Source organism: Ralstonia pickettii (assembly GCF_000607165.1).
Classification (GTDB): domain Bacteria; phylum Pseudomonadota; class Gammaproteobacteria; order Burkholderiales; family Burkholderiaceae; genus Ralstonia; species Ralstonia holmesii.
Genome location: NZ_JFZG01000025.1, coordinates 263,743 through 286,395 on the forward strand (window position 1 = coordinate 263,743; position 22,653 = coordinate 286,395).

Here is a 22,653-nt window from a genome sequence, read left to right on the forward strand (position 1 = left end):
ACAGGTTTTGAATCGATGTTTGAACTCAGCCAACTCCGCTGCTTCGTTGCCGTGGCCGAAGAACTGCACTTTGGGCGCGCGGCGGAGCGTCTTCACATGACGCAGCCGCCGCTGTCACGCCAGGTGCGCCTGCTCGAACACCAGGTCGGTACGGAGCTGCTGGAGCGCAACAGCCGCTCGGTCAAGCTGACGGCTGCCGGGCGCAGTTTTCTGCCCGATGCGTCGCGCATCCTGCGCCTGGCCGATGAGGCGGCCGCCACGGCCCGACGAGTGGCGACGGGCGCTGCGGGCCAGTTGGCGATCGGCTTTACCGCATCGGTCGGCTACGGGAAGTTGCCTTCGCTGGTGAGCGCCGTGCGGGCAGCTTCACCCGGCGTGCGATTGACGCTCAAAGAAATGGTGAGCGGTGCGCAACTCTCTGCGCTGGATGCGCGCGAGATCGACGTCGGCCTGCTGCGCCCGCCGGTGGAGCACGGTGAACTGATTGCCGTGCCGTGCTCGCAGGAAGCGCTCGTCATCGCCCTGCCGGAAGCCGTGGCCGACAACTGGCCGCAACGCCCCAGCCTGCGCGATTGCGAGGGCCAGCCCCTGCTGATGTATTCCCCATACGAGGCGCGCTATTTCCATCAGATGGTGAGCAGCCTGTTCGAGCGTGCGGAGGTGCTGCCCGACATCGTTGAATACGTCAGCCAGATCCACTCGATGCTAGCGCTGGTGCGTGCAGGCATTGGCGTGGCGCTTATCCCGGCGGCGGCGGCGATGCTGCAGTTCGAGGGCGTCGTCTATCGCCCGGTGCGCACCACGCCGGCCAAGCCGGTCGAACTCTGGATGGCCTATCGCAAAGACAACGACAATCCGGTGTTCAACCTGCTCAAGACGGTGCTGCACAACTCGCTTGCCGAGGGGCGCTGAACTCACGCGGCACCGCACTTGCTGAACCATGGCGATCCCGACCAGGAGACCGCCATGCCCCAAACACGCCAGAACATTCGACGCTCCGCCATAGGGTCTGCCGCAGTGGCCATCGGTTTGACCGTGGTTGCGCTGCCGCACCCCGCCCACGGCAAGCTGCCACCGCCCACGCCGGCCGAACAAGCTGCCGCTGCCAAACAGGCCGAGACCGAGCGTGCTCAGAAAGCGCAGGAGCAGGCGCAACTGACCGAAGTGCAGGACCGTTTGGCGGCGCGCTTTGGCAAGGGCGGCAACAACGCGCCAGACGCCGTCACGCCGGCAACCAACCTGCCCAAGAACGTCGCGGAAGCGCCCGGTACCGCTGGCCCGCATGGCGGATCACGGCCGAGTGCGGAATCGCATTCTGGCAACGCTCGCTAGGCAATCAGCGGAAACCCCTTGTCAAACGTGGTGGCCACCTCCAGCCGCTGTTTGAGCAGGCCCACCTTCACGTAGAAATCGGCCGTGCGCTGCTGCTCCGCAATGAGCTGCGGATCGATGGCGCGCCACACAGTCTGTCGACGTGCGAACTGCAGCCGCGCAGCCTCCGGCGCAATGCCGATGATGTGGGCCAGCGTGGCCGAAAAGTTGTCGACATGCTGGTACGACCACACCTGCGCGCGCACCACGCGCTGCAGGAAATCGCGCATTGCATCACGCTTGGCCGCCAGGGCGGCATCGGTCGCTGCCAGGTAGCTGAGGCCAGACCACAACCCTCGTCCGTTGACCAGTACGCGTGCATGTTTTGCCGTTTCGGCCATCGCCGTGTAGGGCTCCCACGTTGACCATGCTTCGATCGACCCGTTGACCAGCGCAAGCTTGGCATCCGCCGGCGGCAGGAAGCGGAAGTTGGCATCGTCCGGACCCAGCCCCGCCGACTCCAACGCCTTGAGCGCCACGAAATGCCCAATCGACCCCCGGTTGGTGCCGATGGATTTGCCCTTCAAGTCTGCCGCGGTCTTCAGCGGAGAATCGGGCCGCACCAGCACCACCGTGCCGTATGGGTCCGATCGGTTGGCGCCGATCAGCTTGATCCGCGTGCCCGCCGCCAAGGCAAAGATGGCTGGCGCATCGCCGATCGGGCCCAGGTCGACCGCGCCTGCGTTGAGCGCTTCGGCCAGTGGAGCAGCCGCCGGAAACTCGGTCCATTGAATGTCGTACTGCACGCCCTTGAGCGCGTCGGCGGCTTCCAGCAGCGCGCGCAGGCCACCTTTCTGATCGCCCGCCTTGAGCACGAGGCGGGGTTGCGCGATGGACAAGGCAGGCGCGGCAGCAAGTGCCAGGGTGGATTGCAGAAATCGTCGTCGATGTTGCGGCATGGTGATAGAGCGATGCGGTCGAGGGTCAGTGAATGAAGCCGCCTTTCACATAGCGCACGGGTTCAGCGTCCATGCGGGCGATCAAGGAATCGAGGCCGCTTGTGCTGCGGGCGGCTCCGCGTGCGGCAGAGGTACACAGGAAATCAGCGTCGGACCACGTCGCGCCCCCCACACCGCGCGCGCGCAGCCAGCCGTTGCGGTCGGCCAGCAACTGCGTGCCGGAAAACGCTTGTGGCTCGGCACCGGCAATGGCGGCGAACACGTTCCAGGCGTCTGCGCCTGCTGCCATGCAACGCGCCTGGAAAGCGCTCGCGTGCGATGGCAACGTGCCATCCGGCGTGATCAGCAACGTCTGGAAACGCGGATCTTCCAGCGGGATGTCGTCTCCCGATGCCGCATCCACCGCAACCACACGCACACGCTGGCCGTTGCGCCACGCCGCCAATGATTGAGTCGGCACATCGCCGCAGCGCACCGACAACGCCGGCAGCGCCACCGGCAAAGGCCAGCCGCCGGCGCGCACGCCGCCACTCGCGGCCAGCATCTTCATGGTGTCAAGTACCGCCCAGATATCAGCGTCGCTCAGTTGATCGGCAAATGCGGGCATGGTCGACGCCCCTTGCGTGTCGTGCATGCCGTGGGCGATGTGCCAGAACAGCTCGCCATCGGCATGACGGCCAAGCAATGGGCCGACCACCGTGGGCGGCCAGCGCGTGAGCGTGGTGGCCAAGGGGCCCTCGCCTCGGCCGTCTGCGCCGTGGCAGCTTGCGCAGGCGGCGTGGTAGATGCGCGTGCCCTGCGTGATGGACGCCACCGAAAACGCCGTTGGGCTGACATGGAAACTCGTCGGCATGGCGGGCGCCAACACAACCGCCGACGGCCACGGCGCCACCACCAGAAGGCCTACCGCGGCGCCAGATAACACCGCCCTCCAGCGTCGCACCAGCACGGCCATCACGACGGCCAGCAAAGCCAGCGTTACGGCGATGAGCGTCAGGCCAAGTTGCCGCGCTTGTCCAAGATCGATCAGCAGAGTCTCGCCGGCGATGCGCACATCCCACGGCCATGCCGGCTGCCCGTGCACCTCGCCAGCCAGCCCAAGCGTGTGCAACAGCACCAGCACGCCATGCTGCGCCCATTGCAGAAAACGGAGCAATGCGTTGAGCCAGACCGTCGGTTCCGGTCCGCTCATGATGGTGCCGCCATCTACCAGGTCTCGCCGAGGCCGAGATGACTGAGTGCCTCGTGTCGCAGCGCGCTCAAGCGCGGGTCCCCTCGATGGCGCGGGTAAGGCAAATCCACCGTCAGCTCTGCCGTAATGCGTGCGGGGCGCGGGCTGAAGATCACCACACGCTGCGCCAGGAACAGCGCTTCCTCCACATCGTGCGTCACGAGCACCGTCGAGAAGCGCGCGCGTTGCCACAGCGTCACCAGCTCGCTCTGCATGGCCAGCCGCGTGAGTGAATCCAGCTTGCCCAGCGGCTCGTCCAGCACCAGCAACTGCGGGTCGTTGACCAGCGCACGCGCCAGCGCCACGCGTTGCGCCATACCGCCCGAAAGTTCATGCGGAAACGCCCGATGAAAGCCGCCCAGGCCCACGCGTTCCAGTGCGTCGTCCACGCGATCACGCTCTGCGTTGAGTACGCCGCGCGCTTGCAGGCCCAGCGCAACGTTATCCCACACGCGCCGCCATGGGTAGAGCGTCGGATCCTGAAAGACGACCACACGCGACGGGTCCGGCTCGCCGATGGGCGCATCGTCCTGCAGGATACGGCCATGCGTGGGAGGTTCCAGCCCCGCAATCAAGCGCAGCAGCGTGGACTTGCCGCAACCGCTTGGCCCAAGCAGCGCGACGAATTCACCCCGCTGTATGGTCAGGCTCACACCGTCGAGCACTTGAAGCGGATTGGCCCGGCTGCCGAACCAGTGGCTGACTCCCTGCACGTCGATGCGTGCGCCGACACTGGCCGCTGGCAGCGCCTCACGTTCCATCACGGCTACCATTTCAGCGTCCCCTTCTGCCAGACCAGCGCGCGGTCACGCACCTTGAAGAGCAGCGTGATGATGCTGGAGAACAGCAGCGCCATGACGATCAGCGCGGCATACATGTTGACGTACGATGCCCAGCCTTGCGCCCAGGTCAGGTACCAGCCGAGGCCCGACTTCACACCCATCATCTCGGCCGTCACAAGCACGGTGAACGATGCACCCAGTCCCATAAACAGCCCCACGAACACCTGCGGCAGCGCCGCCGGAATCGCAACACGCAGCACCAGGAACGCGTTGGATGCGCCCAGCGTGCGCGCAACGTCGTAATAGCTCTTGCTGACGCCGGCCACGCCGGACCACGTGAGCACCGCCACCGGAAAGCCTGCAGCCAGGGCAATCAGGAAAGCCGCTGCCGAATAGCTCGACGGGAAGAAGTAGAAGGTGATCGGCAGCAGCGCCGTCGCCGGCAGCGGGCCCAGGATGCGCAGCACTGGATGCACCCAGTAGCCCACCGCGCGCGACCAGCCGATCGATACGCCCACCAGAAAGCCTGTCAACGCGCCCAGAAAATAGCCGATGCCGAGCAGCTTGAGCGTATTGAGCACGCTGTCGCCCAGACGCGGCCAGTCTTCCGAATAGACCTCGATCAATGCCTGCGGCGGCGCAAAGAATGGCGTGGGCAATGCGCCGGACTTGGCGGTCAGCGCCTCCCACAACGCCAGCACCACAGGCACGGCGATCAGCCACGGCCCCGCCGGTTGCAGTGCCTCCTGCACGGCGCGCAACGGGGTCACATGACCGGCCGTTAACGCCACCACGAACAGCGCAATGCCCGCAAGCAAAGCGGCAACGCCGAGCTCTACCGTGAATGCCCAATCGCTAAAGCCGACCACGCGATTGGGCCAGCGCCACGTCAGCAGTCCGAAGGCGATCCATGCCAATGCCGCAACCGCGCCGGTGCGCCATACGCGTCCATTGGCGACGGCATCGGCAAATGGGTTGGACAGCGCGGCCGGCGCCTCCAGTGTTTGCGGGATTGTGCTCATGTTGATGTATTCCTCATGTCCTTACCCGCCTACATCAGGCCAGCACATTCACGTACACGTGCTGCGCGAGACGCTGCGGATCGGTGGTCTTCTTGATGACGCCGATGCGGCGAAAGTCCTCTGCGTAGAAGGCGATCTCGTCGCGCAAGTCAAGGCCGGTCGGGTGATGCGTGTAGGTGAGCGTGGCGTAGAGCTTGCGCAAGTCGTCGAGCGCCACCTTGGGCGAATACTTGGCAAACACCTTGGCGGCCTCATTCGGGTTTTCGTTGACGAAATCCGTGGCCTGCACAATCGAACGCGCCAATGCGGACGCCGTCGGGCGGTCATTGCGGACCAGTTCGCCGCGTGCGCCGATCACGCAGCAGACCTTGCGTGCGTATTCACCGGAGAGGTTCGTGGCCAGTTCCACATACGCGCCGTTCGTGCGCTTCTCCAGCAGGTAGAGGTTCGGGTCGCCATCGGCAATCGCCTGGATCTCACCCTTGTCCACCGCCACGCCCAGCAGGTCGGCCGGGTACTGGCGCCAGGTGATGTCTTTGTCCGGGTCAATGCCGTTCTTGGCCAGCAAGATGGTGAAGAAGTGCTTGCCCGGCGCGGCGAGATCGCTCACCCCCACGGTCTTTCCCTTGAGCGCGGCCAGGTTGGTGACACCTGCCGCCTTGGATCCCACAAGCCGCACGCAACCGCCATGCGAGCTGCCGATGATCTTCACGTCAAAGCCGGCTTCCAGCGGCTTGAGCCAGCGGTGGATCATGCCGACTGCCGCGTCTGCCTTGCCGGTAGCGATCGATTCAAGCAGTTGGTCGGTCGAACCGCTGTAGTTGATCAGGTCGACGTGCAGCCCGTTCTTTTCGAAGAAGCCGCGTTCCTGCGCCACCACGATGGGCGTCAGGCAGAACGAATTCTGGTTCCATGCAAACGTCAGCTTGCGCGGTTGCGAGTAGGCCCTACGGCCAAGGATCAATGCCGGTGCTGCCAGCGCCGTGGCTGCCGCCGCGTGCAATACCTTGCGGCGCGAGATTCCCGCTGTCTCTTCGCTCATTGAATGCTCCCCGTGATGATGTATTCGATCTGTTTGTCAGGCGACGGCTTAATCGAGCACGTCGGGCTCGGCAGCGACCAGGCCTGCGTAAAGGCCCTCGAACGCGTGCAGCGCGCCTTCCTGGCCGCCCACCTGGCTGTGCGTGTGGCGCGCCGTGGCGGCATCGATGGGCTGCGGCGTGCCCGCAGCTTCTGCTAGCAATTGCGTGTGTGCCGCGTTGTCCAGCGCGATGTACCACCACGCTGCGGCTTCCACGGTCGGGCCGGCCGCAAGAATGCCGTGGTTCTTCAGGATCACGCCCTTGTGCGTGCCGCCGTCGGGCTTGGTGAGCGCATGCGCAATGCGCTCGCCCTCGCTCGAATCGACCACCATGCCGGTGAAGTCGTCGAACAGCGCATGGTCTTCATAGAACGAGCATGCGTCCTGCGTGAGCGGATCCAGCGGCCGGCCCAGCGTCGACCACGCCTTGCCGTACGTCGAATGGGTATGCGCTGCAGCCACGATGTGCGGATGCGCTTCGTGAATCGCCGCATGAATCGCAAACGCCGCCTTATTCAGCGGCCGGTTGCCGATGACCGTCTCGCCACGCGCATTCGCGAGCAGCAGGTCCGACACCTTGATGCGCGAGAAATGCACGCCCAGAGGGTTGACCCAGAAATGGTCCGTCAACTCCGGATCGCGTGCGGTGATATGGCCCGCCAGCCCAAGGTCAAAGCCATGCCGCGCAAACAGGCGGAACGCCCCCGCAAGACGCTCTTGCCGATGGCGCCGCTCGGCCTCGAGCGTCGGCCGCACGGCGGGCGGATCAAACCAGAATTTCTGCTCGGGCGTGCTGTTCAGCTTGAGCGTGGACGATGCCGCGCGCTCGATGGAAAGGACTGCGCTCATGCCTGTTCCTCACGCGGCCTTGCGCTGCGCACCACGCTGCGCCACCAGCTCGCGCACGCGCGGGATGAGCGTGCGACCGTAATCCACCACGTCTTCCAGCGGATCAAAGCCGCGGATCAGGAAGGTGGTGACGCCCAGGTCGTAGTAGTCGAGCAGCGCATCGGCCACCTGCTCCGGCGTGCCAACCAGCGCGGTGGAATTGGAGCGCCCACCGGTTTCCTTGGCGATGGCCGTCCACAAGCGTTTGTCGACGCGCTCGCCCTGCTCCGCGGCCGCTAGCAGGCGCCGTGCGCCCTCGCTCTGTTGCGGGCCGCCTCGGCTGTAGCCCTGCTGCACGCGCAGCGCACGCGTCCGCTCGAGAATGCTCTCTGCCCGCGCCCAGGCCGCGTCCTCCGTGTCCGCCAGGATCGGACGGAACGACACCGAGAAGCGGATGCTGCGCCCATGCCTGGCGGCTTCCGCCCGCACGCGCGTCGTCAGATCACGCACTTGGTCGAGCGATTCGCCCCACAGCGCATACACGTCCGCATGTTTGCCGGCCACCTCAACGGCCACGTCGGATGCGCCCCCGAAGTAGATCGGCACATGCGGTTTCTGCGCGGGCTTCACTTCAGAGAAACCTTGCTCGAAGCGATAGAAGGCGCCCTCGTGGTCAAACGGTTTCGTTTCTGTCCAGATGCGCCGCAGGATGCCGAGGTATTCGTCGGTGCGCGCGTAGCGCTGGTCGTGGCCCAGATAGTCGCCGTCGCGACGTTGCTCGCTGTCGGAGCCGCCCGAGATGAAGTGCACGCCCAGACGGCCACCGGTGAACTGGTCCAGCGTGGCGATCTGCCGCGCGGCCAGCGTCGGATTCGTAAACCCCGGCCGGTGCGCGAGCATGAAGTGAATGCGCTCCGTCAGTGCCGCTGCGTACGAGATCGTGAGTGTGGCCGAAGGCCCCGTTGAATGATGCGGGACCAGAATGCGGTCAAAGCCGGCCTGCTCGTGCGCCTGTGCAAAGGCACGCACGTAATCACGGTCAATCACAGGCCCGTTGGGATCGGCGGGGTGGATTTCCGACTGTTTCTGGCTCTGGATCATGCCGATGAAATCGACGCTCATGGTGGCTCCGTTCCGCATATCGTTAGAAGGCTGGCAAGGCGCGATGCCCCGCCGTGAATGCGAATGAAGTTACGTCACCACCGGCGCTGCACTAACGAATAATTTCAACGCTGCATATTCGGCATAGATCGTTCGCGGCGCTCGGCAACCTCGATACGCTGTGCGCCAACATCACCTGCTTCGCACATTGCACCGTCATGTCGTCTGCGCCCTTGCATCGTCTACCCACGCCGCCCGACCGGCTTGCCGAAGTGCTGGCCGCCGTCTGCCCGCAGTTGGCCTCTTCCGCCGCAGAGCACGATCTGCATGGCGGCTTCCCGCACGACAACTTTGCGTTGCTGCACGCATCCGGCTTGATCGCCCAAGTCATTCCAAAAACGCATGGCGGCGGCGGCGCGGCCCTGAAGACCGCGCGCCAGATCATTGCGTCCATCGCGCATGCCGATGCAGCCACTGCGCTTGTGCTGACAATGACGTACCTGCAGCACCGCGCCATCGCACGTGCCGATACACGCTGGCCTGCGCATGTTCGGCAACAGGTGTTTGCGACGGCGTTGAATGAAGGTGCGCTCATCAACGCGCTGCGTGTGGAGCCCGATCTGGGCTCCCCGGCTCGGGGCGGGTTGCCGGCCACGGTGGCAACGCGTGTCGGCAACGCCTGGCGCATCCGGGGTCGCAAGCTCTACAGCACCGGCAGCCCCGCCCTGCGCTGGCTGGCCGTGTGGGGCCGAACCGATGAAGCCGAGCCCCGCGTGGGCGTCTTCCTTGTGCCACGTCCGTTGCCCGAAACACCGGGTATCCGCATCGAAGAAACCTGGAACCATCTCGGCTTGCGTGCCTCTGGCAGCCACGACGTCGTTCTGGAAGACGTGGAAATTCCGCTCGACTACGCCGTCGACATCCGCCCCGCTGCTGCATGGGCAGCGCACGATGCTGCACAAGCCGACACCGGTGCGCAACTCGACCAGCAAGCGTGGATGACCGTGCTGCTCGGCAGCCTGTACGACGCGGTGGCGCAGGCTGCCCGCGACTGGCTCATCCAGTTCCTGAACACACGTGCGCCGGCCAACCTGGGCGGGCCGCTGGCCACGCTGCCGCGCATGCAGGAAGCGATGGGCGAGATTGCAGCTGCGCTGCACACCAACCGCGTGCTCCTGGATCATGCAGCCGAGGCAGCTGATGCGGGCTCGCCGCTTTCCGTCACCGACAGCGGGCTCCTCAAGTACACGGTCACCACCAACGCCATCCGCGCGGTGGAGCTCGCGTTGAAGTTGTCCGGCAATCACGGCTTGTCGCGCCACAACCCGCTGGAGCGCCACTATCGCGATGTACTGTGCAGCCGCATCCACACGCCGCAAAACGATTCCATCCTGTTGGCCGCCGGCCGCACTGCACTCGGGGTTTAGCTAGACGCCTCCGCCCAAGTCCAGCAAGATGCACCAAAACCCCACATCAGGAACCTGTCGATGAGCACGCCCGCCCGCGCTGCCGTTTCCGCTGCTTTTTCCTCTGCGGCAGCCGCACAAACCCAGTCCACCGTGCCGCTGCGCGATTTCGTGACCGCACTGTCGCGCCTGCTGGATCAGCAGCCGACCGAAGCCGAGATCCTCTCGCGCGCCGGTGCCCTGCTCGGCGTGCTCGTCGCCCGCGACGACTGGCTGCCTGCTGAATACGCACAGCCCCACCCCGAGCACTTCCAGCAGTTCCTGCTGCATGCGGATTCCGGCGAGCGCTTTTCCATCGTCAGCTTTGTCTGGGGCCCCGGCCAACGCACGCCCATTCACGACCACACCACCTGGGGCCTGATCGGCATGTTGCGCGGCGCCGAATACTCGCAACCGTTCAAGCTCGACGCACAAGGCAAACCCCAACCCGACGGCCCGGCCATCCGCCTGGAGCCCGGCGCTGTGGAGCACGTCTCGCCGCGCATTGGCGACATCCACCGCGTGCACAACGCCTTTGACGATCGCACGTCGATCAGCATCCACGTGTACGGCGGCAACATCGGCGGCATCCACCGCTCTGTCTACACGGAAGACGGCGAGCGCAAGCCCTTCGTCTCTGGTTACTCGAATACCCATCTGCCCAATCTCTGGGACCGTTCCAAGGACACGCCCGCATCATGAGCAGCCCTATCGACGCCATCGAATCGCCAGTCGCTGCGCCGCTGGCCGAAACCCACGTCCCGACGCTCACGTATGCCGACGTGCGCGCCGCCCTGCTGGCCCGCAAGGAGATCGCGCTGGTCGACGTACGCGAGGAAGACCCGTACGCGCAGGCGCATCCGCTGTGGGCAGCCAACCTGTCGCTCTCCCGGCTGGAGCTGGAAGCGTGGTCGCGCATTCCGCGCCGCGATACGTTGATCGTGCTGTATGGCGTGCACGATGGCGTGGACCTTGCCCCGCAAGCGGCCGCCAAGCTGGCCGAACTCGGCTATACGCGCGTGTACCTGCTCGAAGGCGGCCTGGATGGCTGGCGCGCTGCCGGTGGCGAAGTCTTCCAGGACGTGAACGTGCCCAGCAAGGCCTTTGGCGAATACGTGGAGGCGCACCGCCACACGCCGTCGTTCAGCGCGCAGGAGGTCAAGGCGCTGCTCGATGCCAAGCGCGACGTGGTCATCGTCGACGCACGCCGTTATGAAGAGTTTCAAACCATGAGCATCCCCACGGCGACGAGCGTGCCGGGAGCCGAGCTGGTGCTACGCATCCGCGAGCTGGCGCCGGACCCGAGCACGCAGGTCATCGTCAATTGCGCCGGGCGCACGCGCAGCATCATCGGCACGCAATCGCTGGTGAATGCGGGCATTCCCAACCCGGTGGCGGCACTGCGCAACGGCACCATCGGTTGGCTGCTGGCCGATCAGGTGTTGGACCATGGCGCCAGCCGCCGTCATCCGCAAGACGTTGCTGCCGACACGCGTGCGCAGGCGCAAGCCGATGCACGCGCTGTGGCCGAACGCGCCAACGTCCCGCGCGTAGCACTCGCAGACGTTGCCAAGCTGGAGGCGCCCGACCGCACGCTCTACAAGCTCGACGTGCGCACGCTAGAGGAATACGCCGCCGGCCACCTGCCCGGCTTTGCCAGCGCGCCAGGCGGGCAGCTTGTGCAGGAAACCGATCACACTGCCGCCGTCCGCGGTGCCCGCATCGTCCTGGCCGATGATGATGGCGTGCGCGCCGACATGTCCGCCTCGTGGCTCGCACAAATGGGTTGGGAGGTCTATGTCGTCGATCCTGTCGACACCAGCGAGCGCAGCGCCACGGGCGCGTGGCAGACACCTGCCCCGCAACCACCCGCCGTGCGCACAGTCGACGCCCGCGCTCTGGCCGGCTGGCTGGAAGCCGGCGACACAGCCGTCATTGATGTCACGCGTAGCGCCAATTATGTCGCACGGCATATTCCGGGCGCTTGGTTTGCCGTGCGCTCCGACTTGCCCGCCGCGCTCGCGCGCATCCCGGCTGCACGCCGCTATGTGCTGACCTGTGGCTCCAGCCTGCTCGCCCGCTTTGCCGCCGCCGACCTTGCCGCGCTGACGCAAGCCGAAGTGTGGGTGCTCGACGGCGGCACCGCAGCATGGGTGGCTGCCGGCCTGCCCGTTGAAACCGGGGAGACTCGACTCGCCTCGAATCGCATCGACCGCTACCGCCGTCCGTATGAAGGCACGAGCGCCCCGCGCAAAGCCATGCAGGCCTATCTCGATTGGGAGTTCGGGCTGGTGGAGCAGTTGCGACGGGACGGAACGCACGGTTTTCGGGTGATCTGATCGCTGCCCGCCGTTCGGAACGTGGGGCCTGGCGTTTAGAACACGCCCCACGCCTTGGCTCACTTGCTTGCTAACGGCGCTCACAACGAGCGATAGCAAAACTCGTTTTGCGCGTCAGCTTCCCTTGAGTAGCATCGGGACTTCCTCGCAGAGGTTCCCTCATGTCCCCCTTCATCGCCCTGTGCCTGCTCATCACCTACGTGGTGTGGGGCACAACGTATCTCGCCATCCGCTTTGCGCTGACCGATCTGCCGCCCTTCCTGATGATGGGCTCGCGCTTTCTGGCTGCGGCATTGCTGCTCGCTCCGCTGGTCATCCTGCGCCAGCGCGGGAAGCCGGAAGATCGGCCGACCGCACGCCAGGTGCGCAACTGCGCGCTCATCGGAGCGTTCATGCTGGTGGGCGGCATGGGCATGACGGCGGTGGCGGAGCAGACCATCTCATCGGGTGCCACCACGGTGATGATCGCGTCGATGCCGCTGTTCTCAACCCTGTGGACGCTGCTGGCCGGCGGCCGCCTGCGTGCGTATGAGATTGGCGCCATTGCGCTGGGCAGCATCGGGATTGCGGTGCTGTTTCGCGGGGCGGAGTTCCAGGCCAGCACGGCGGGCGTGCTGGCCCTGACCATCGCCATTGCTTCGTGGTCATTCGGCTCGCAGCTCTCCAAGCGCATCGACATGCCCAAGGGCACGACGGCCTTCGTACTGGAGATGGCTTTTGGCGGCGTAGCGCTCGTGCTGCTCAGCCTGATCACCGGCGAAGCGTGGCCGAAGCACATCGGCATGCATTCCGCGCTTGCATGGGGCTACCTCGTGGTGTTCGGCTCGGCCATTGCCTTCACGGCTTACATGGCGCTGGTAGAGCGCGTGTCCACCGTGATGGCGACAAGCTATGTGTACGTGAACCCGCCCATCGCCCTGTTGATGGGCGCGTGGCTGGCCGATGAAGTGGTCGCGCCACAGACGCTGGGTGCGACGGGCATCATCCTGGCGGCGGTGGTGGTGCTGACGGCCGGGGCTACGCGGGCGGCGCGGCGGGCGGCAGCCTGAGGGCCTGCATGACCTTCAACCCGCCAACGACGACGGCAACGACGCGCTCGGCACCGCGTCCTCTTCGGCACACGCAGCGGCGCCGCTGTCCGCAGCGTTGTCCAGCCGGTTGAGCCACGCCATCAACGCGTCGGCATGCTGCGGGCGCGAGAACAGATAGCCCTGCCCCAGGTCGCATCCGGCGTTGCGCAGCAACGCGAGCTGCTCGGGGTCTTCCACGCCTTCGGCCACCACTTGCATGCGCAGGCTATGCGCCATGGCGATCACCGCGCCGGCAATGGCCTCGCCGTCGCCGGGCATGCGTTGCACGAAGCTGCGGTCGATCTTGAGCTTCTGGATCGGGAAACGCTGCAGATACGCCAGCGACGAATACCCGGTGCCGAAATCGTCAATCGACAGGCTGATGCCGGCCGCGTGCAAGGATTCGAGCAGCGCGATGTTGTCTTCGATGTCTTCCATCAGCACGCTCTCGGTAATTTCGAGTTCGAGCTGATGCGGCGGCATGCCGGTTTCGCGCAGCACGTCCATGACGTTTTCCACGAGCGCCGGGTCGCGCGTTTGCCGCGCCGACAGGTTGACGGCCACCCGCAGCGTGACGCCGTCCTCACGCATCCAGCGCACGGCTTGTTCGCACGCGGTGCGCAGCACCCACAGGCCGAGCGGCACGATCAGGCCGGTTTCTTCCGCCACGGCGATGAACTCGCCGGGGCCGATCAGGCCGATCTCCGGATGGCGCCAGCGCACCAGCGCCTCCACGCCGTAGACGTTTGCTTTGCAGATCACCGCATCGTGTGCGCCTTCTGTGCACAGGCGCACCTGCGGCTGGTAGGCCAGCAACAGCTCTTCGCGGTCGAGCGCGCGGCGCAGATCGGCTTCCACACGCAGGCGGCGGCGCGCCTGCTGGTCCATCTCCGACGTGAAGCTAGCGGCCGCGTTCTTGCCGTGGTTCTTGGCGTGGTACATCGCCGTGTCGGCGTTGCGCGTGAGCACCTGCACGTCGCGTGCGTCATGCGGATACAGGCTCACGCCCACGCTCGCCGTTACGTAGATCTGATGCAGGTCGAGCGCAAACGGCGCCGCCAGCGCGGCAAGAATGCGCTTGGCCAATCCGTCGGCCAGCGTTGCCGCTTCCGTGTCGGCGATCTGCGCCCGGCCGGACAGCTCAGCGATCACCGCAAACTCATCCCCGCCGATGCGGCACAGCACGGCACGCAAGTTGGCTTGGTCGATCACGTCGTTCAGCCGCCGCGCAACTTGGCGCAGCAGTCGGTCGCCGTTGTTGTGGCCCAGCGTGTCGTTGACGACCTTGAAGTTGTCCAGATCCAGCAGGAGCAGCCCCACTGCACCCGCCTGGCCCGCGCGCTTGAGCGACACCTGCAGGCGTTCGTTGAAGGCGTGCCGGTTCGGCAGCTCCGTGACCGAATCGATGTGGGCGAGGTAGTCCAGGTGCGCTTCTGCCTGCAGCACCGCGCGGCGCATGCGGGCGATCACCAGATACGCGAGGCCCATCGCGCCGATGCCCACCGACACCGTGAGCACGGCGTAGCCAAGTAGTTGCATGTACAGCTCGGTCAGGCTGGAGCGCACCACCACATAGCCGATCACGCGGCGTTCCGATTCCACGGGCTCCACCACCTCCAGCGTGGTCAGCGTGGACACATCCGACTCGCGCAGCATGGCGGCATCGGGGGCGCGCACCGGTGCGGCATCGCCGTGCTGATACAGCGCCAGCGGCTTGCGCAGCGCGCTGAAAATGCCGGCCGCACGCAGCGACGGTGACGCTCCCAGCGCGCCCAGGGTTTCTTCCGCCGCGCGACGGTCATTGAAGAGCAGCGCGGCCACGCTGTTCGCGCCCACAATGCGGGCCTGCACATGCACGTCGCGCACCAGCGCCGCATGCAGCGCGATGAACTGGAACACGATGAGCAGGAAGCCCGCGATTGTCAGCGCCGCACCGGCACCGGCCATGTTGGCCCGCACCATGGAGTGCCCCAGGCGGGGTTGAGGGGTCGTAATGGACAAGCTCATTGCACGGTCCTAGCCAGGCGCAGCAGTTGTGAGCTGAGCTGAAGATGGGCTTGCCGCGCAGCCACTGCATCGATGTCGAAGACCACGCGATCGTCATGCAGGGCCAACGCGATCATCGGCTCCGGGTTGCCGGCTGCGCGCTGGCTCTTTGGGCTGTCGGACACTGTCAGCACGGGCGCGGCCGGATCGACGCGCACACCGTTCGGGGTACGTGCATCAAACACGAGGACATGGCAGCCGGCAACGGTGCTGTCGTTGAGCTTTCGGATTTCCAGGCGATGTCCGCGCACGGGTTTTCCTATCAGTTTTTCCAAGGCCGCCTGCAACGGATGCTGTGCGGTCACGCACACCACCATCGGGGCGTCGGCCTGCATGACATCGGCCGGCCAGTTGGTGAACAGCGCAAAGTTGTAGATGAACGCCGCCTTGACCTGCACCTCGCTGGCCTGCATCTGTGCGTTCGTGGCACCCATGCATGCCACGCACGCCAGCACGGCGCCCAGCACCGCGCATAACCTGCGCGGGCCGGATCTTCGAGCGCGTCGGACGGTGCCGTGCGGGGTGTTCATCGGAAGGTGTAGGTGAATTTCACGCGAAAGGCACGGCCATCCTGCTCGATGGACGGCTGCGGTAGCTCCGGACCAGCCGGATCCGCATAGCGCCGATCGAACAGGTTGTAGACGCTGGCCGACATCTCCAGGTTGGGCGCCAACCGTGCCGCCAGCAACGTCAGGTTGGCGATCCAGTAACCGCCCACCTGGCCTGCTGTCGTCAGCCGGTTGCTGATGTACTGCGCTTCCACCCCAGCACGCCAGTCGCTGCGCCACACAGGCGCGGTGGCGTTGACCTTGAGCATGTGACGCGGCGAGTTGCTCAGTGTCTGGCCGGTATCGACATCTTCGGAACGCTGGAAGCTGTAGCTCGTGCGCAGGCGCGTGCCGCCCGGCCAGTTCTGCTCGTAGCCGAGTTCTGCGCCGCGCGTGCGCACACGCGCTACGTTGCTGAAAAAGAGCAGCCCGGTGTTCGGGTCTTCGCTCTGGCTGATCAGGTTGGAAACGTTGTTCTGAAACACCGACAAGGTCGCCTTGCCGCCCGCGGCAACTTGTTGCTCGACCACCGTTTCATACGTACGTATGCGCTCGGCCGACAACCCATTGGTGACCTGCTGGCCGCCGGGCGCGCTGGTCTGATAGTTCAGCTCGTAATCGTTCGGCGCGCGATAGGCCATGCCGTAGATCGCCTTGACGGTGGTCGTTGGGGCGGCATGCCAGATCAGGCCCACACGCGGGCTGAAGATGCCCGATGCGAAGCTCGTGTGGTCGTAGCGCAGGCCCGTATCCAGCACCCAGTCCCGATGGAGCAGGAATTGATCCTGCACGTATACGCCCACACGGTTGTTGCTCCGATGGTCGTCGAGGTAACTGGCATACGGCACCGTATCGAAATTGCGCATTGCATCACGGTAGTCGCGTTGCAGTTCCGTGCCGATGACCAGCGTGTGGCGTTCGATGCGGCGCGTCACGAGCTTGAGTTCGGTGCCGTACCACGCGGTGTCGAATACATCGCGGTTGATACCGGCCGGAGGCGGGTTGTATGCGTAATCGCCCTGCGAGACATAGCGCCCCCAGAACAGCCGTGCCGACACGTCGGTCGTGTCGTCCAGCGCGTGCTGCCAGGTGCCGTTGAACATCTGCCGCGTATCGACAGTGCGGGAGCGCGGGTCGTTGAAGCTCTGGTCGTACGGCGCCGTCGGCACGCCCTTCGTGCGATCGACGTAGCCGAAGGTCAGCTCGAACTCGCCAAAACTGCCCTTGGCAAACAGGCGCTTGGCGCGGTCGTAATCCATGCCGCGGGCCACGCCGTCGCTCACGCCGGGCTGGTTGAACTCGGGAAAGTAGAGGTCGCGGCCGGGGGCATCGTTCACGCTGGCCGACAGCAGCCATTCGGCGCCGTTCTCCGCCCGCTTGCCCCACGTCACACGGGCATCGCGCGCATTGGCGCTGCCCGTCGATCCGCTGGCCTGCACGCCGTCAATGTCACGGCCGCGCTTGGTGATGATGTTGATCACACCGAACAGCGCGTTCGATCCGTACACCGCCGAGCCAGCTCCGGGCACGTACTCCACCCGCTCGATGAGGTCGACGTTGAGGATCGCTTCGGTGCCGACGGCCGCCTGGTCGAAGATGGGGTCGTTGGTGCGATGGCCATCAATCAGCAACAGGAAGCGGGTGTCGTAGTCGCCCGCGCGCAAGAAACCGCGTGCGCCCAGCGTGGTGTAGTTGCGGTCGTAGTTGGTGTAGAGCCCCGGCAGACTGCCCAGAATGTCGCCCAGCGTGCGCCAGCCATAGGCTTTGATGTCAGCTGCGGTGATGACCGATACGGTGGCGGGCGCCTCGTTGGCAGCTTGGGCGTACTTGGATGCACCCGTCACGACCTGCACCTGCATGAGTTGCTCGATGGGCAATGCAGTCAGGTCAGTCACGTCTGCCTGTGCCAGCGCTGCGGTGGAAAGCAACGTACCGGCCACCGCAAACATTTGCGCGCATCGCTTAGGGCCGAACGGCGTGCGTGGCAAGCGCACAGACACTGCGTTCGAGAGCGCGAAACTCGGGTGTTTCCGGTAGCCCTGCGCGAGCGCACGGGCAATCACAACAAGGGGCGGCATCAGCGGAACCGGCAGAACCGATCACGTCTCTGAGGGACGTTCAGCGGGAATTCGATAGTTCTGCTTTAAAACGGAGAACCGGCGCGGTTCTTTACCCCTCCACTGCTGGGGCGACACGTCAGCGCCGTTGTGGTGTGGCGGCAGCACGTGCCATTTTGTGACGGCCAAGGCTCAGCGGCGGCGCTTGCGCAAACGTTCGATGGCGACCAGTTGCGCGACAGCTTCGGCCAGCTCCGCCTGTGCACGTGCGTAGTCGAATTTGCTTTTGCTGTTCTGCATGTGTTCCTCCGCCGCCTTGCGGGCCTGCTCGGCCTTGGCCTCATCCAGGTCGTGCGCGCGCACAGCGGTGTCTGCCAGCACGATTACCTGCTCGGGCTGCACGTCAACAAAGCCGCCCGCCACAAAGAGGATCACCTCTTCGCCCTTCTCCTGCGTGACCCGGACGGTGCCTGGACGCAGCCGCGTAAGCAGACGTTCATGGCCGGGCAGGATGCCCAGTTCACCCTCGGTGCCGGGGATGACCACAAACTTGGCGTTGCCTTCGTACAGCCGTTCTTCTGCCGTGACGACATCGACCTTCAGCACCGGCATGGTGTCTCCTCTATTACGCGCATAGGTTCACAAGGTAGCACGATGTGCGCCCGGCGCCCTCCTCGGAACTCGCTCCGATTCGGGCCAGCGCCGACGCGTGCAGCCACGGCTGACCGTAAGGTTTCACAGTATGTAACGTCACAAACGCTGCCTAGACTGTCCGCCAGACCTTCAAAAAGACATATCAGGGAAACACAAGCATGCTGGGCGATCTATTGATGTCGTTCTTCGAGGTGGCGCGCCAAGGCAGCGTCACCTCTGCTGCCAAGCACCTGCGCCTGTCGCAGCCCACTGTGACCGGACGCATCCGCCAGTTGGAAGAGATGTACGGCGTGGAGTTGTTCCACCGCCGCGGCAGCCGGCTGGACCTATCGGACCTGGGCGTGAGCCTCATGCCCATCGTCGAGCGCCTTGCGCAGCAGGAGGGCGACGTCGATTTTCTCCTGCGCAATGCGGGCGATCTGCGCACTGGCAACCTGCGCGTGGGCGCCACGGGCCCTTACTACATCCTGCCCAGCGTGGCGGCGTTTCGCGCGCGGCATCCGACCATCGAGATCACCATCGAATTCGGCAATTCGCAGCAGATGCTCGAAGCGCTGTCAGAGGTGCGCATCGACCTGGCTGTGTCGTCTCATGCCGTGGATGACGAGCGCCTGCATCGCATCACGCTGGCAGAAGACACCATGGTGCTGGTCGTGCCGCTGGACCATGCGCTTGCGCGGCGTCCGAGCATCACGTTGGATGACGTTGCCGGCTGCCAGCTGTTGATGCGCGAACCGGGCTCCGTCACCCGCCGCGTCACCGAAGACGCGTTCGCTGCGGCCGGCATCGAGCCTGCCAGCACGAGCATCATCGGCAGCCGTGAAGCCATTTACGAGGCGATCAGCCTGGGGCTGGGCTGCAGCATCGTTCCCGCGCGTGAAGCACCGCGCCGGCCCGACGTGCGCGTGCTGCCGTTCGCAGACAACGCGCCGGTCATCCACGAATATCTGTACTTCCTGAAGGAGCGCAAGGACGCACGCCTGGTACGCGCCTTCCTTGACTGCCTGAACCCGGTGCTTGCACAGGCGCCAAAGAAAAACGCCGATGCGTTCATCGCCAAAGTTATGGCGATGGACACAGCCGCGACGCGCTAGGGCCGTAACCTCGCGGTTTTTCAACCGCCCCTGTCCGCCCGCTGTATGCAATCGCTTGCCCTGTTCGACCTGGACCACACCCTGCTGCCCGTTGACAGCGAATACGAATGGGGCCGCTTCCTGGTCGCCCAGGGCGCCGTCGATCGAAGCGTCTTCGAGCAAGCCAACGAACGCTGGATGCGGGAATACCGCGACGGCACGCTCGACTTTGCGCGGCACGTGCGCTTCTCGCTCGGCCTGCTGGCCCAGCACCCGCGCACACGGCTCGACGCCTGGCGTGCCACGTTCCTGCGCGAAGTCATCACACCCGCCATGCTGCCGCGCGCGCGGCAACTGGTCGACACACACCTGCGCGCCGGCGACCTTTGCTGCATCGTCACCGCCACGCACCGCTACCTGACCGAGCCGATTGCCGCCGCCTTCAACGTGCCGCATCTGCTGGCGGTCGAGGGCGAGACCATCAACGGTCAGAGCGATGGCGCATTCACGGGCAACCCGCTCGGCACCGCCACATTTGGCGCAGGCAAGATCGTACGCGTGACGGAATGGCTCGCGCAGCGCGGCCAGCGCATGACGGACTTCTCGCGCACCGTGTTCTACAGCGATTCACGCAACGACCTGCCGCTGCTCGAAGCCGTTTCGCACCCGGTGGCAGTGAGCCCCGACACCACCTTGCGGGCCGTGGCCGAGTCGCGCGGCTGGCCCATCATCGAACTCTTCGCTGCCTGAAAACAAGAGCGCCCGCGCGGCATGAACCGTGCAGGCGTCTTGTCGGTGAACGACACTCCGTCAGGCAGTCATCGCTGCGGGCGTGCTCGCCGGCGGCGTCCACTGCGGCAGTTCGGTGCCGTCGACCAGCGCATCCATATGCCGATGCGCCAGCGCCGGACCCACGCTCATACCAATGCCGCTGTGCATCAGCGCGACGGTGGTGCGGTCATCGATGCGGGTGATCGAGAACGCGCCACTGCCGGGTACACGACACTTGGCGCCGTACACGCCCTGCCAACGCTCCACCACGCGCAACTTGCTGCCGAAGGTGTCACGCGCGAGGTCGAGCATGATGTTGTCGACCGACTCGGCGTTGAACGGGCGAGCGTCCTGACCGTAGTCGTGCGAATCGCCGACGATCCAGTCGCCATAGGGTGTCGGGCTGACTAACAGGTGAATGCCATGACGCGCCAGCTCGGGGCGCTGATGCTCGATCTGCATGGCCAGCGCCTGGGCGGTCGGCAAGTCCGCAAATGCCCCGTAGTGCGTGCATGACAGCCCGGTCAGCACGGCGTGCTCCAGACGGAAGCCGTCTTCGGGTGTGACACGCAGCATCTGCAGGCGGCAAACCTGCGGTTGCAGCGCGCGAAGCTGGTCCGCACACAGCGTGTGGTAATCGTGACCGCTGCAGACGATCACACGCTGGGCGTTGCACACACCGGCGGTTGTTTCCAGCCGGCCGCCTTCAACATGGCGCACGAGCGTACCGAAATGGAAACGCACACCTTGCGTGGCAAGCCATGACGCCAGCGCCGGAATGGCTTCGCGCGAATAGAGCTGCAGATCATCAAAGCCCTGGAGCGCTGCTCGGTGGCGCATGAAGCGTCCATCGTAGAGGTTCGCCAGGTCTGCGCTGCGCAACAGCTTTACGTTGTAGCCGAAAGCCGGTGCGCGCGTCGCCATGAACTCGTCCAGCACGGCTTCTTCCGCGGCATTGCGGGCAAATAGCAGAGCACCGTTGGCGCGCGCAAAGATGCCGGCCCTATCGGCCCAGTCGAGATACAGCGCGCGGCTTTCGCGCGCGAGGTCCAGCATGATGCCGGGCGGCTGGCCGGTCACCAGCATCTGACCGAAATTGCGAATGGACGCGCCGACGGCAATATCACTGCGCTCGAATACCGTCACGCGCAGGCCGCGTTTGACTGCAGCGGCTGCGTGCGCCAAGCCCAAAATGCCAGCCCCGACGATGGCGACGTCGGTGCTGGCATCCAGGCCCCCTTGAGTTACGGGAGCTTGCATCGCTTACTTCTTCTCCGACTTGCCGTCGTAGCGCTTCGTCCACTCAGCGAGGATGCGATCGCGATTGGCGCTGGCCCACGTAAAGTCGTTCTTGATCAGACGCTTTTCGTAGTCGGCCGGCAGCAGCGGATCCGGCTTGGAGAAGCCGGGCGTGGCGACCACGGCAAAGTTCTTCTCATACAGCGCCATTGCAGCCGGGCTTGCCGAGAAGTCAGCCAGCTTCTTGGCGGCGTCCAGGTTCTTCGTGCCCTTCATGATGCCGGTGGCTTCCACGTCCCAGCCCAGGCCTTCGGACGGTAGCACGATGTCGATGGGTGCGCCTTCCTTCTTCGATTTCACGGCACGGTATTCAAACGCGATGCCGATCGGGAATTCACCCGAGGCAGCCATCTTGCAAGGCTTGGAGCCCGAGTGCGTGTATTGGCCGATGTTCTGGTGCAGTGCGTCCATGTAGGCCCAGCCCTTCTGCTCACCCAGCATCTGCAGCCATGCGCTGACGTCCAGGTAACCCGTGCCCGACGACGCCGGGTTCGGCATGACGATCTTGCCAGCGTAGACCGGCTTGGTCAGGTCGGCCCACGAAGTCGGCTTCGGCAGGTTCTGCTTCTGTGCTTCGACGGTGTTGAAGCAAATGGCCGCGCCCCATGCATCCATGCCGACCCATGCCGGCGGGTTGGCCTTGTCGCGGTACGTGGCGCCGATCTTCGACAGATCCGCCGGTGCGTACGGCGTCAGCATGCCTTCCTTGTCCAGGATGGCCAGGCTCGATGCGGCCAGGCCCCACACCACGTCAGCGCGCGGATTGTTCTTCTCGGCCAGCAGCTTGGCGGTGACAACGCCAGTGGAGTCGCGCACCCACTTGATCTCGATGTCCGGATTGGCCTTCTCGAAGGCCTCCTGGTACGCCTTCACTTGGTCAGCTTCCAGCGCCGTGTATACGGTCAGCGTGGTCTTGGCAAAAGCCGACGTGGCGAAAGCCATCGCGGCCGAAGTGACTGCGGCGGCCAGCAGGGAAAGACGTGCGGTCATGGTTTCCTCGGTATGGTGTGATGCAGCGGAAAAGACAACAAACAGG

The 22,653-nt window shown here is 65.2% G+C and carries 21 protein-coding genes; 8 read left to right on the forward strand and 13 right to left on the reverse strand.

Features of this window, described 5'->3' with window-relative positions; all coding sequences use genetic code 11:
- Positions 1-15: 15 nt before the first annotated feature.
- A complete protein-coding gene (locus BG83_RS0123275; protein WP_024979002.1) occupies positions 16-912 on the forward strand; it encodes a LysR substrate-binding domain-containing protein in 897 nt (298 codons plus the stop codon).
- 54 nt (positions 913-966) lie between these two features.
- On the forward strand, positions 967-1,332 hold the full coding sequence (locus BG83_RS0123280; protein WP_024979003.1) for a hypothetical protein: 366 nt from the start codon (positions 967-969) through the stop codon (positions 1,330-1,332).
- On the opposite strand, the gene BG83_RS0123285 is transcribed toward BG83_RS0123280, so the two are convergent.
- The 7 genes from BG83_RS0123285 to BG83_RS0123315 are packed head-to-tail and all read right to left on the reverse strand — an operon-like array spanning position 1,329 to position 8,336.
- On the reverse strand, positions 1,329-2,270 hold the full coding sequence (locus BG83_RS0123285) for an ABC transporter substrate-binding protein (RefSeq protein WP_024979004.1): 942 nt from the start codon (positions 2,268-2,270) through the stop codon (positions 1,329-1,331). The genes BG83_RS0123280 and BG83_RS0123285 overlap by 4 nt on opposite strands.
- Before the next feature lie 25 nt (positions 2,271-2,295).
- Positions 2,296-3,462 carry a c-type cytochrome gene (locus BG83_RS0123290; protein ID WP_024979005.1) on the reverse strand — a complete coding sequence of 389 codons (1,167 nt, stop codon included), beginning with the start codon at positions 3,460-3,462 and terminating at the stop codon, positions 2,296-2,298.
- Positions 3,463-3,476: 14 nt separating this feature from the next.
- Positions 3,477-4,274, reverse strand: a complete 798-nt coding sequence (locus BG83_RS0123295) for an ABC transporter ATP-binding protein (protein WP_024979006.1) — start codon at positions 4,272-4,274, stop codon at positions 3,477-3,479.
- On the reverse strand, positions 4,268-5,305 hold the full coding sequence (locus BG83_RS0123300) for an ABC transporter permease (protein WP_024979007.1): 1,038 nt from the start codon (positions 5,303-5,305) through the stop codon (positions 4,268-4,270). Before BG83_RS0123300 ends, BG83_RS0123295 begins: the two co-directional genes overlap by 7 nt.
- A 34-nt stretch (positions 5,306-5,339) precedes the next feature.
- The gene (locus BG83_RS0123305) at positions 5,340-6,347 is read right to left on the reverse strand and encodes an ABC transporter substrate-binding protein (protein WP_024979008.1); all 1,008 of its coding nucleotides are present in this window, start codon (positions 6,345-6,347) and stop codon (positions 5,340-5,342) included.
- Between the two features lie 48 nt (positions 6,348-6,395).
- Positions 6,396-7,235, reverse strand: coding sequence for a class II aldolase/adducin family protein (locus BG83_RS0123310; protein ID WP_024979009.1), 840 nt, complete (start codon positions 7,233-7,235; stop codon positions 6,396-6,398).
- Between the two features lie 9 nt (positions 7,236-7,244).
- Entirely contained in the window at positions 7,245-8,336 is a 1,092-nt protein-coding gene (locus tag BG83_RS0123315) for an LLM class flavin-dependent oxidoreductase (RefSeq protein ID WP_024979010.1), read from the reverse strand.
- Between the two features lie 197 nt (positions 8,337-8,533).
- Between BG83_RS0123315 and BG83_RS0123320 the strand changes: the two genes are divergently transcribed.
- The 4 genes from BG83_RS0123320 (at position 8,534) to BG83_RS0123335 (ending at position 13,148) form a co-directional block, all read left to right on the forward strand.
- The gene (locus BG83_RS0123320) at positions 8,534-9,742 is read left to right on the forward strand and encodes an acyl-CoA dehydrogenase family protein (RefSeq protein WP_024979011.1); all 1,209 of its coding nucleotides are present in this window, start codon (positions 8,534-8,536) and stop codon (positions 9,740-9,742) included.
- Positions 9,743-9,802: 60 nt separating this feature from the next.
- A complete protein-coding gene (locus BG83_RS0123325) occupies positions 9,803-10,462 on the forward strand; it encodes a cysteine dioxygenase (protein ID WP_024979012.1) in 660 nt (219 codons plus the stop codon).
- A complete protein-coding gene (locus BG83_RS0123330) occupies positions 10,459-12,099 on the forward strand; it encodes a rhodanese-related sulfurtransferase (RefSeq protein ID WP_024979013.1) in 1,641 nt (546 codons plus the stop codon). The genes BG83_RS0123325 and BG83_RS0123330 overlap by 4 nt, the downstream gene beginning before the upstream one ends.
- 161 nt (positions 12,100-12,260) lie before the next feature.
- Positions 12,261-13,148, forward strand: a complete 888-nt coding sequence (locus BG83_RS0123335; protein ID WP_024979014.1) for an EamA family transporter — start codon at positions 12,261-12,263, stop codon at positions 13,146-13,148.
- Positions 13,149-13,163: 15 nt separating this feature from the next.
- On the opposite strand, the gene BG83_RS0123340 is transcribed toward BG83_RS0123335, so the two are convergent.
- The 4 genes from BG83_RS0123340 to BG83_RS0123355 form a co-directional block, all read right to left on the reverse strand.
- Positions 13,164-15,176: a putative bifunctional diguanylate cyclase/phosphodiesterase gene (locus BG83_RS0123340; RefSeq protein WP_024979015.1), complete on the reverse strand. Its 2,013-nt coding sequence runs from the start codon at positions 15,174-15,176 to the stop codon at positions 13,164-13,166.
- Positions 15,173-15,745: a YfiR family protein gene (locus tag BG83_RS0123345; RefSeq protein ID WP_024979016.1), complete on the reverse strand. Its 573-nt coding sequence runs from the start codon at positions 15,743-15,745 to the stop codon at positions 15,173-15,175. Before BG83_RS0123345 ends, BG83_RS0123340 begins: the two co-directional genes overlap by 4 nt.
- Positions 15,742-17,712: a TonB-dependent receptor plug domain-containing protein gene (locus tag BG83_RS0123350; protein WP_152543755.1), complete on the reverse strand. Its 1,971-nt coding sequence runs from the start codon at positions 17,710-17,712 to the stop codon at positions 15,742-15,744. Before BG83_RS0123350 ends, BG83_RS0123345 begins: the two co-directional genes overlap by 4 nt.
- A 300-nt stretch (positions 17,713-18,012) precedes the next feature.
- Positions 18,013-18,432, reverse strand: a complete 420-nt coding sequence (locus BG83_RS0123355; protein ID WP_024979018.1) for a F0F1 ATP synthase subunit epsilon — start codon at positions 18,430-18,432, stop codon at positions 18,013-18,015.
- A gap of 200 nt (positions 18,433-18,632) precedes the next feature.
- Here BG83_RS0123355 and BG83_RS0123360 point away from each other — a divergent pair, with 200 nt between their 5' ends.
- Both BG83_RS0123360 and BG83_RS0123365 read left to right on the forward strand, forming a co-directional pair.
- Positions 18,633-19,568, forward strand: coding sequence for a LysR substrate-binding domain-containing protein (locus BG83_RS0123360; protein WP_024979019.1), 936 nt, complete (start codon positions 18,633-18,635; stop codon positions 19,566-19,568).
- Positions 19,569-19,613: 45 nt separating this feature from the next.
- Complete coding sequence (locus BG83_RS0123365; RefSeq protein ID WP_024979020.1) at positions 19,614-20,297, forward strand: HAD family hydrolase; 684 nt, start codon at positions 19,614-19,616, stop codon at positions 20,295-20,297.
- A gap of 60 nt (positions 20,298-20,357) precedes the next feature.
- Here the strand turns inward: BG83_RS0123365 and BG83_RS0123370 are convergent, their stop codons facing one another.
- Both BG83_RS0123370 and BG83_RS0123375 read right to left on the reverse strand, forming a co-directional pair.
- Positions 20,358-21,578 carry a TIGR03364 family FAD-dependent oxidoreductase gene (locus BG83_RS0123370; protein ID WP_024979021.1) on the reverse strand — a complete coding sequence of 407 codons (1,221 nt, stop codon included), beginning with the start codon at positions 21,576-21,578 and terminating at the stop codon, positions 20,358-20,360.
- A 3-nt stretch (positions 21,579-21,581) separates the two neighbouring features.
- Positions 21,582-22,607 (reverse strand): putative 2-aminoethylphosphonate ABC transporter substrate-binding protein, encoded by a 1,026-nt coding sequence (locus BG83_RS0123375; RefSeq protein WP_024979022.1) that lies wholly within the window; start codon positions 22,605-22,607, stop codon positions 21,582-21,584.
- Between the last annotated feature and the right edge of the window lie 46 nt (positions 22,608-22,653).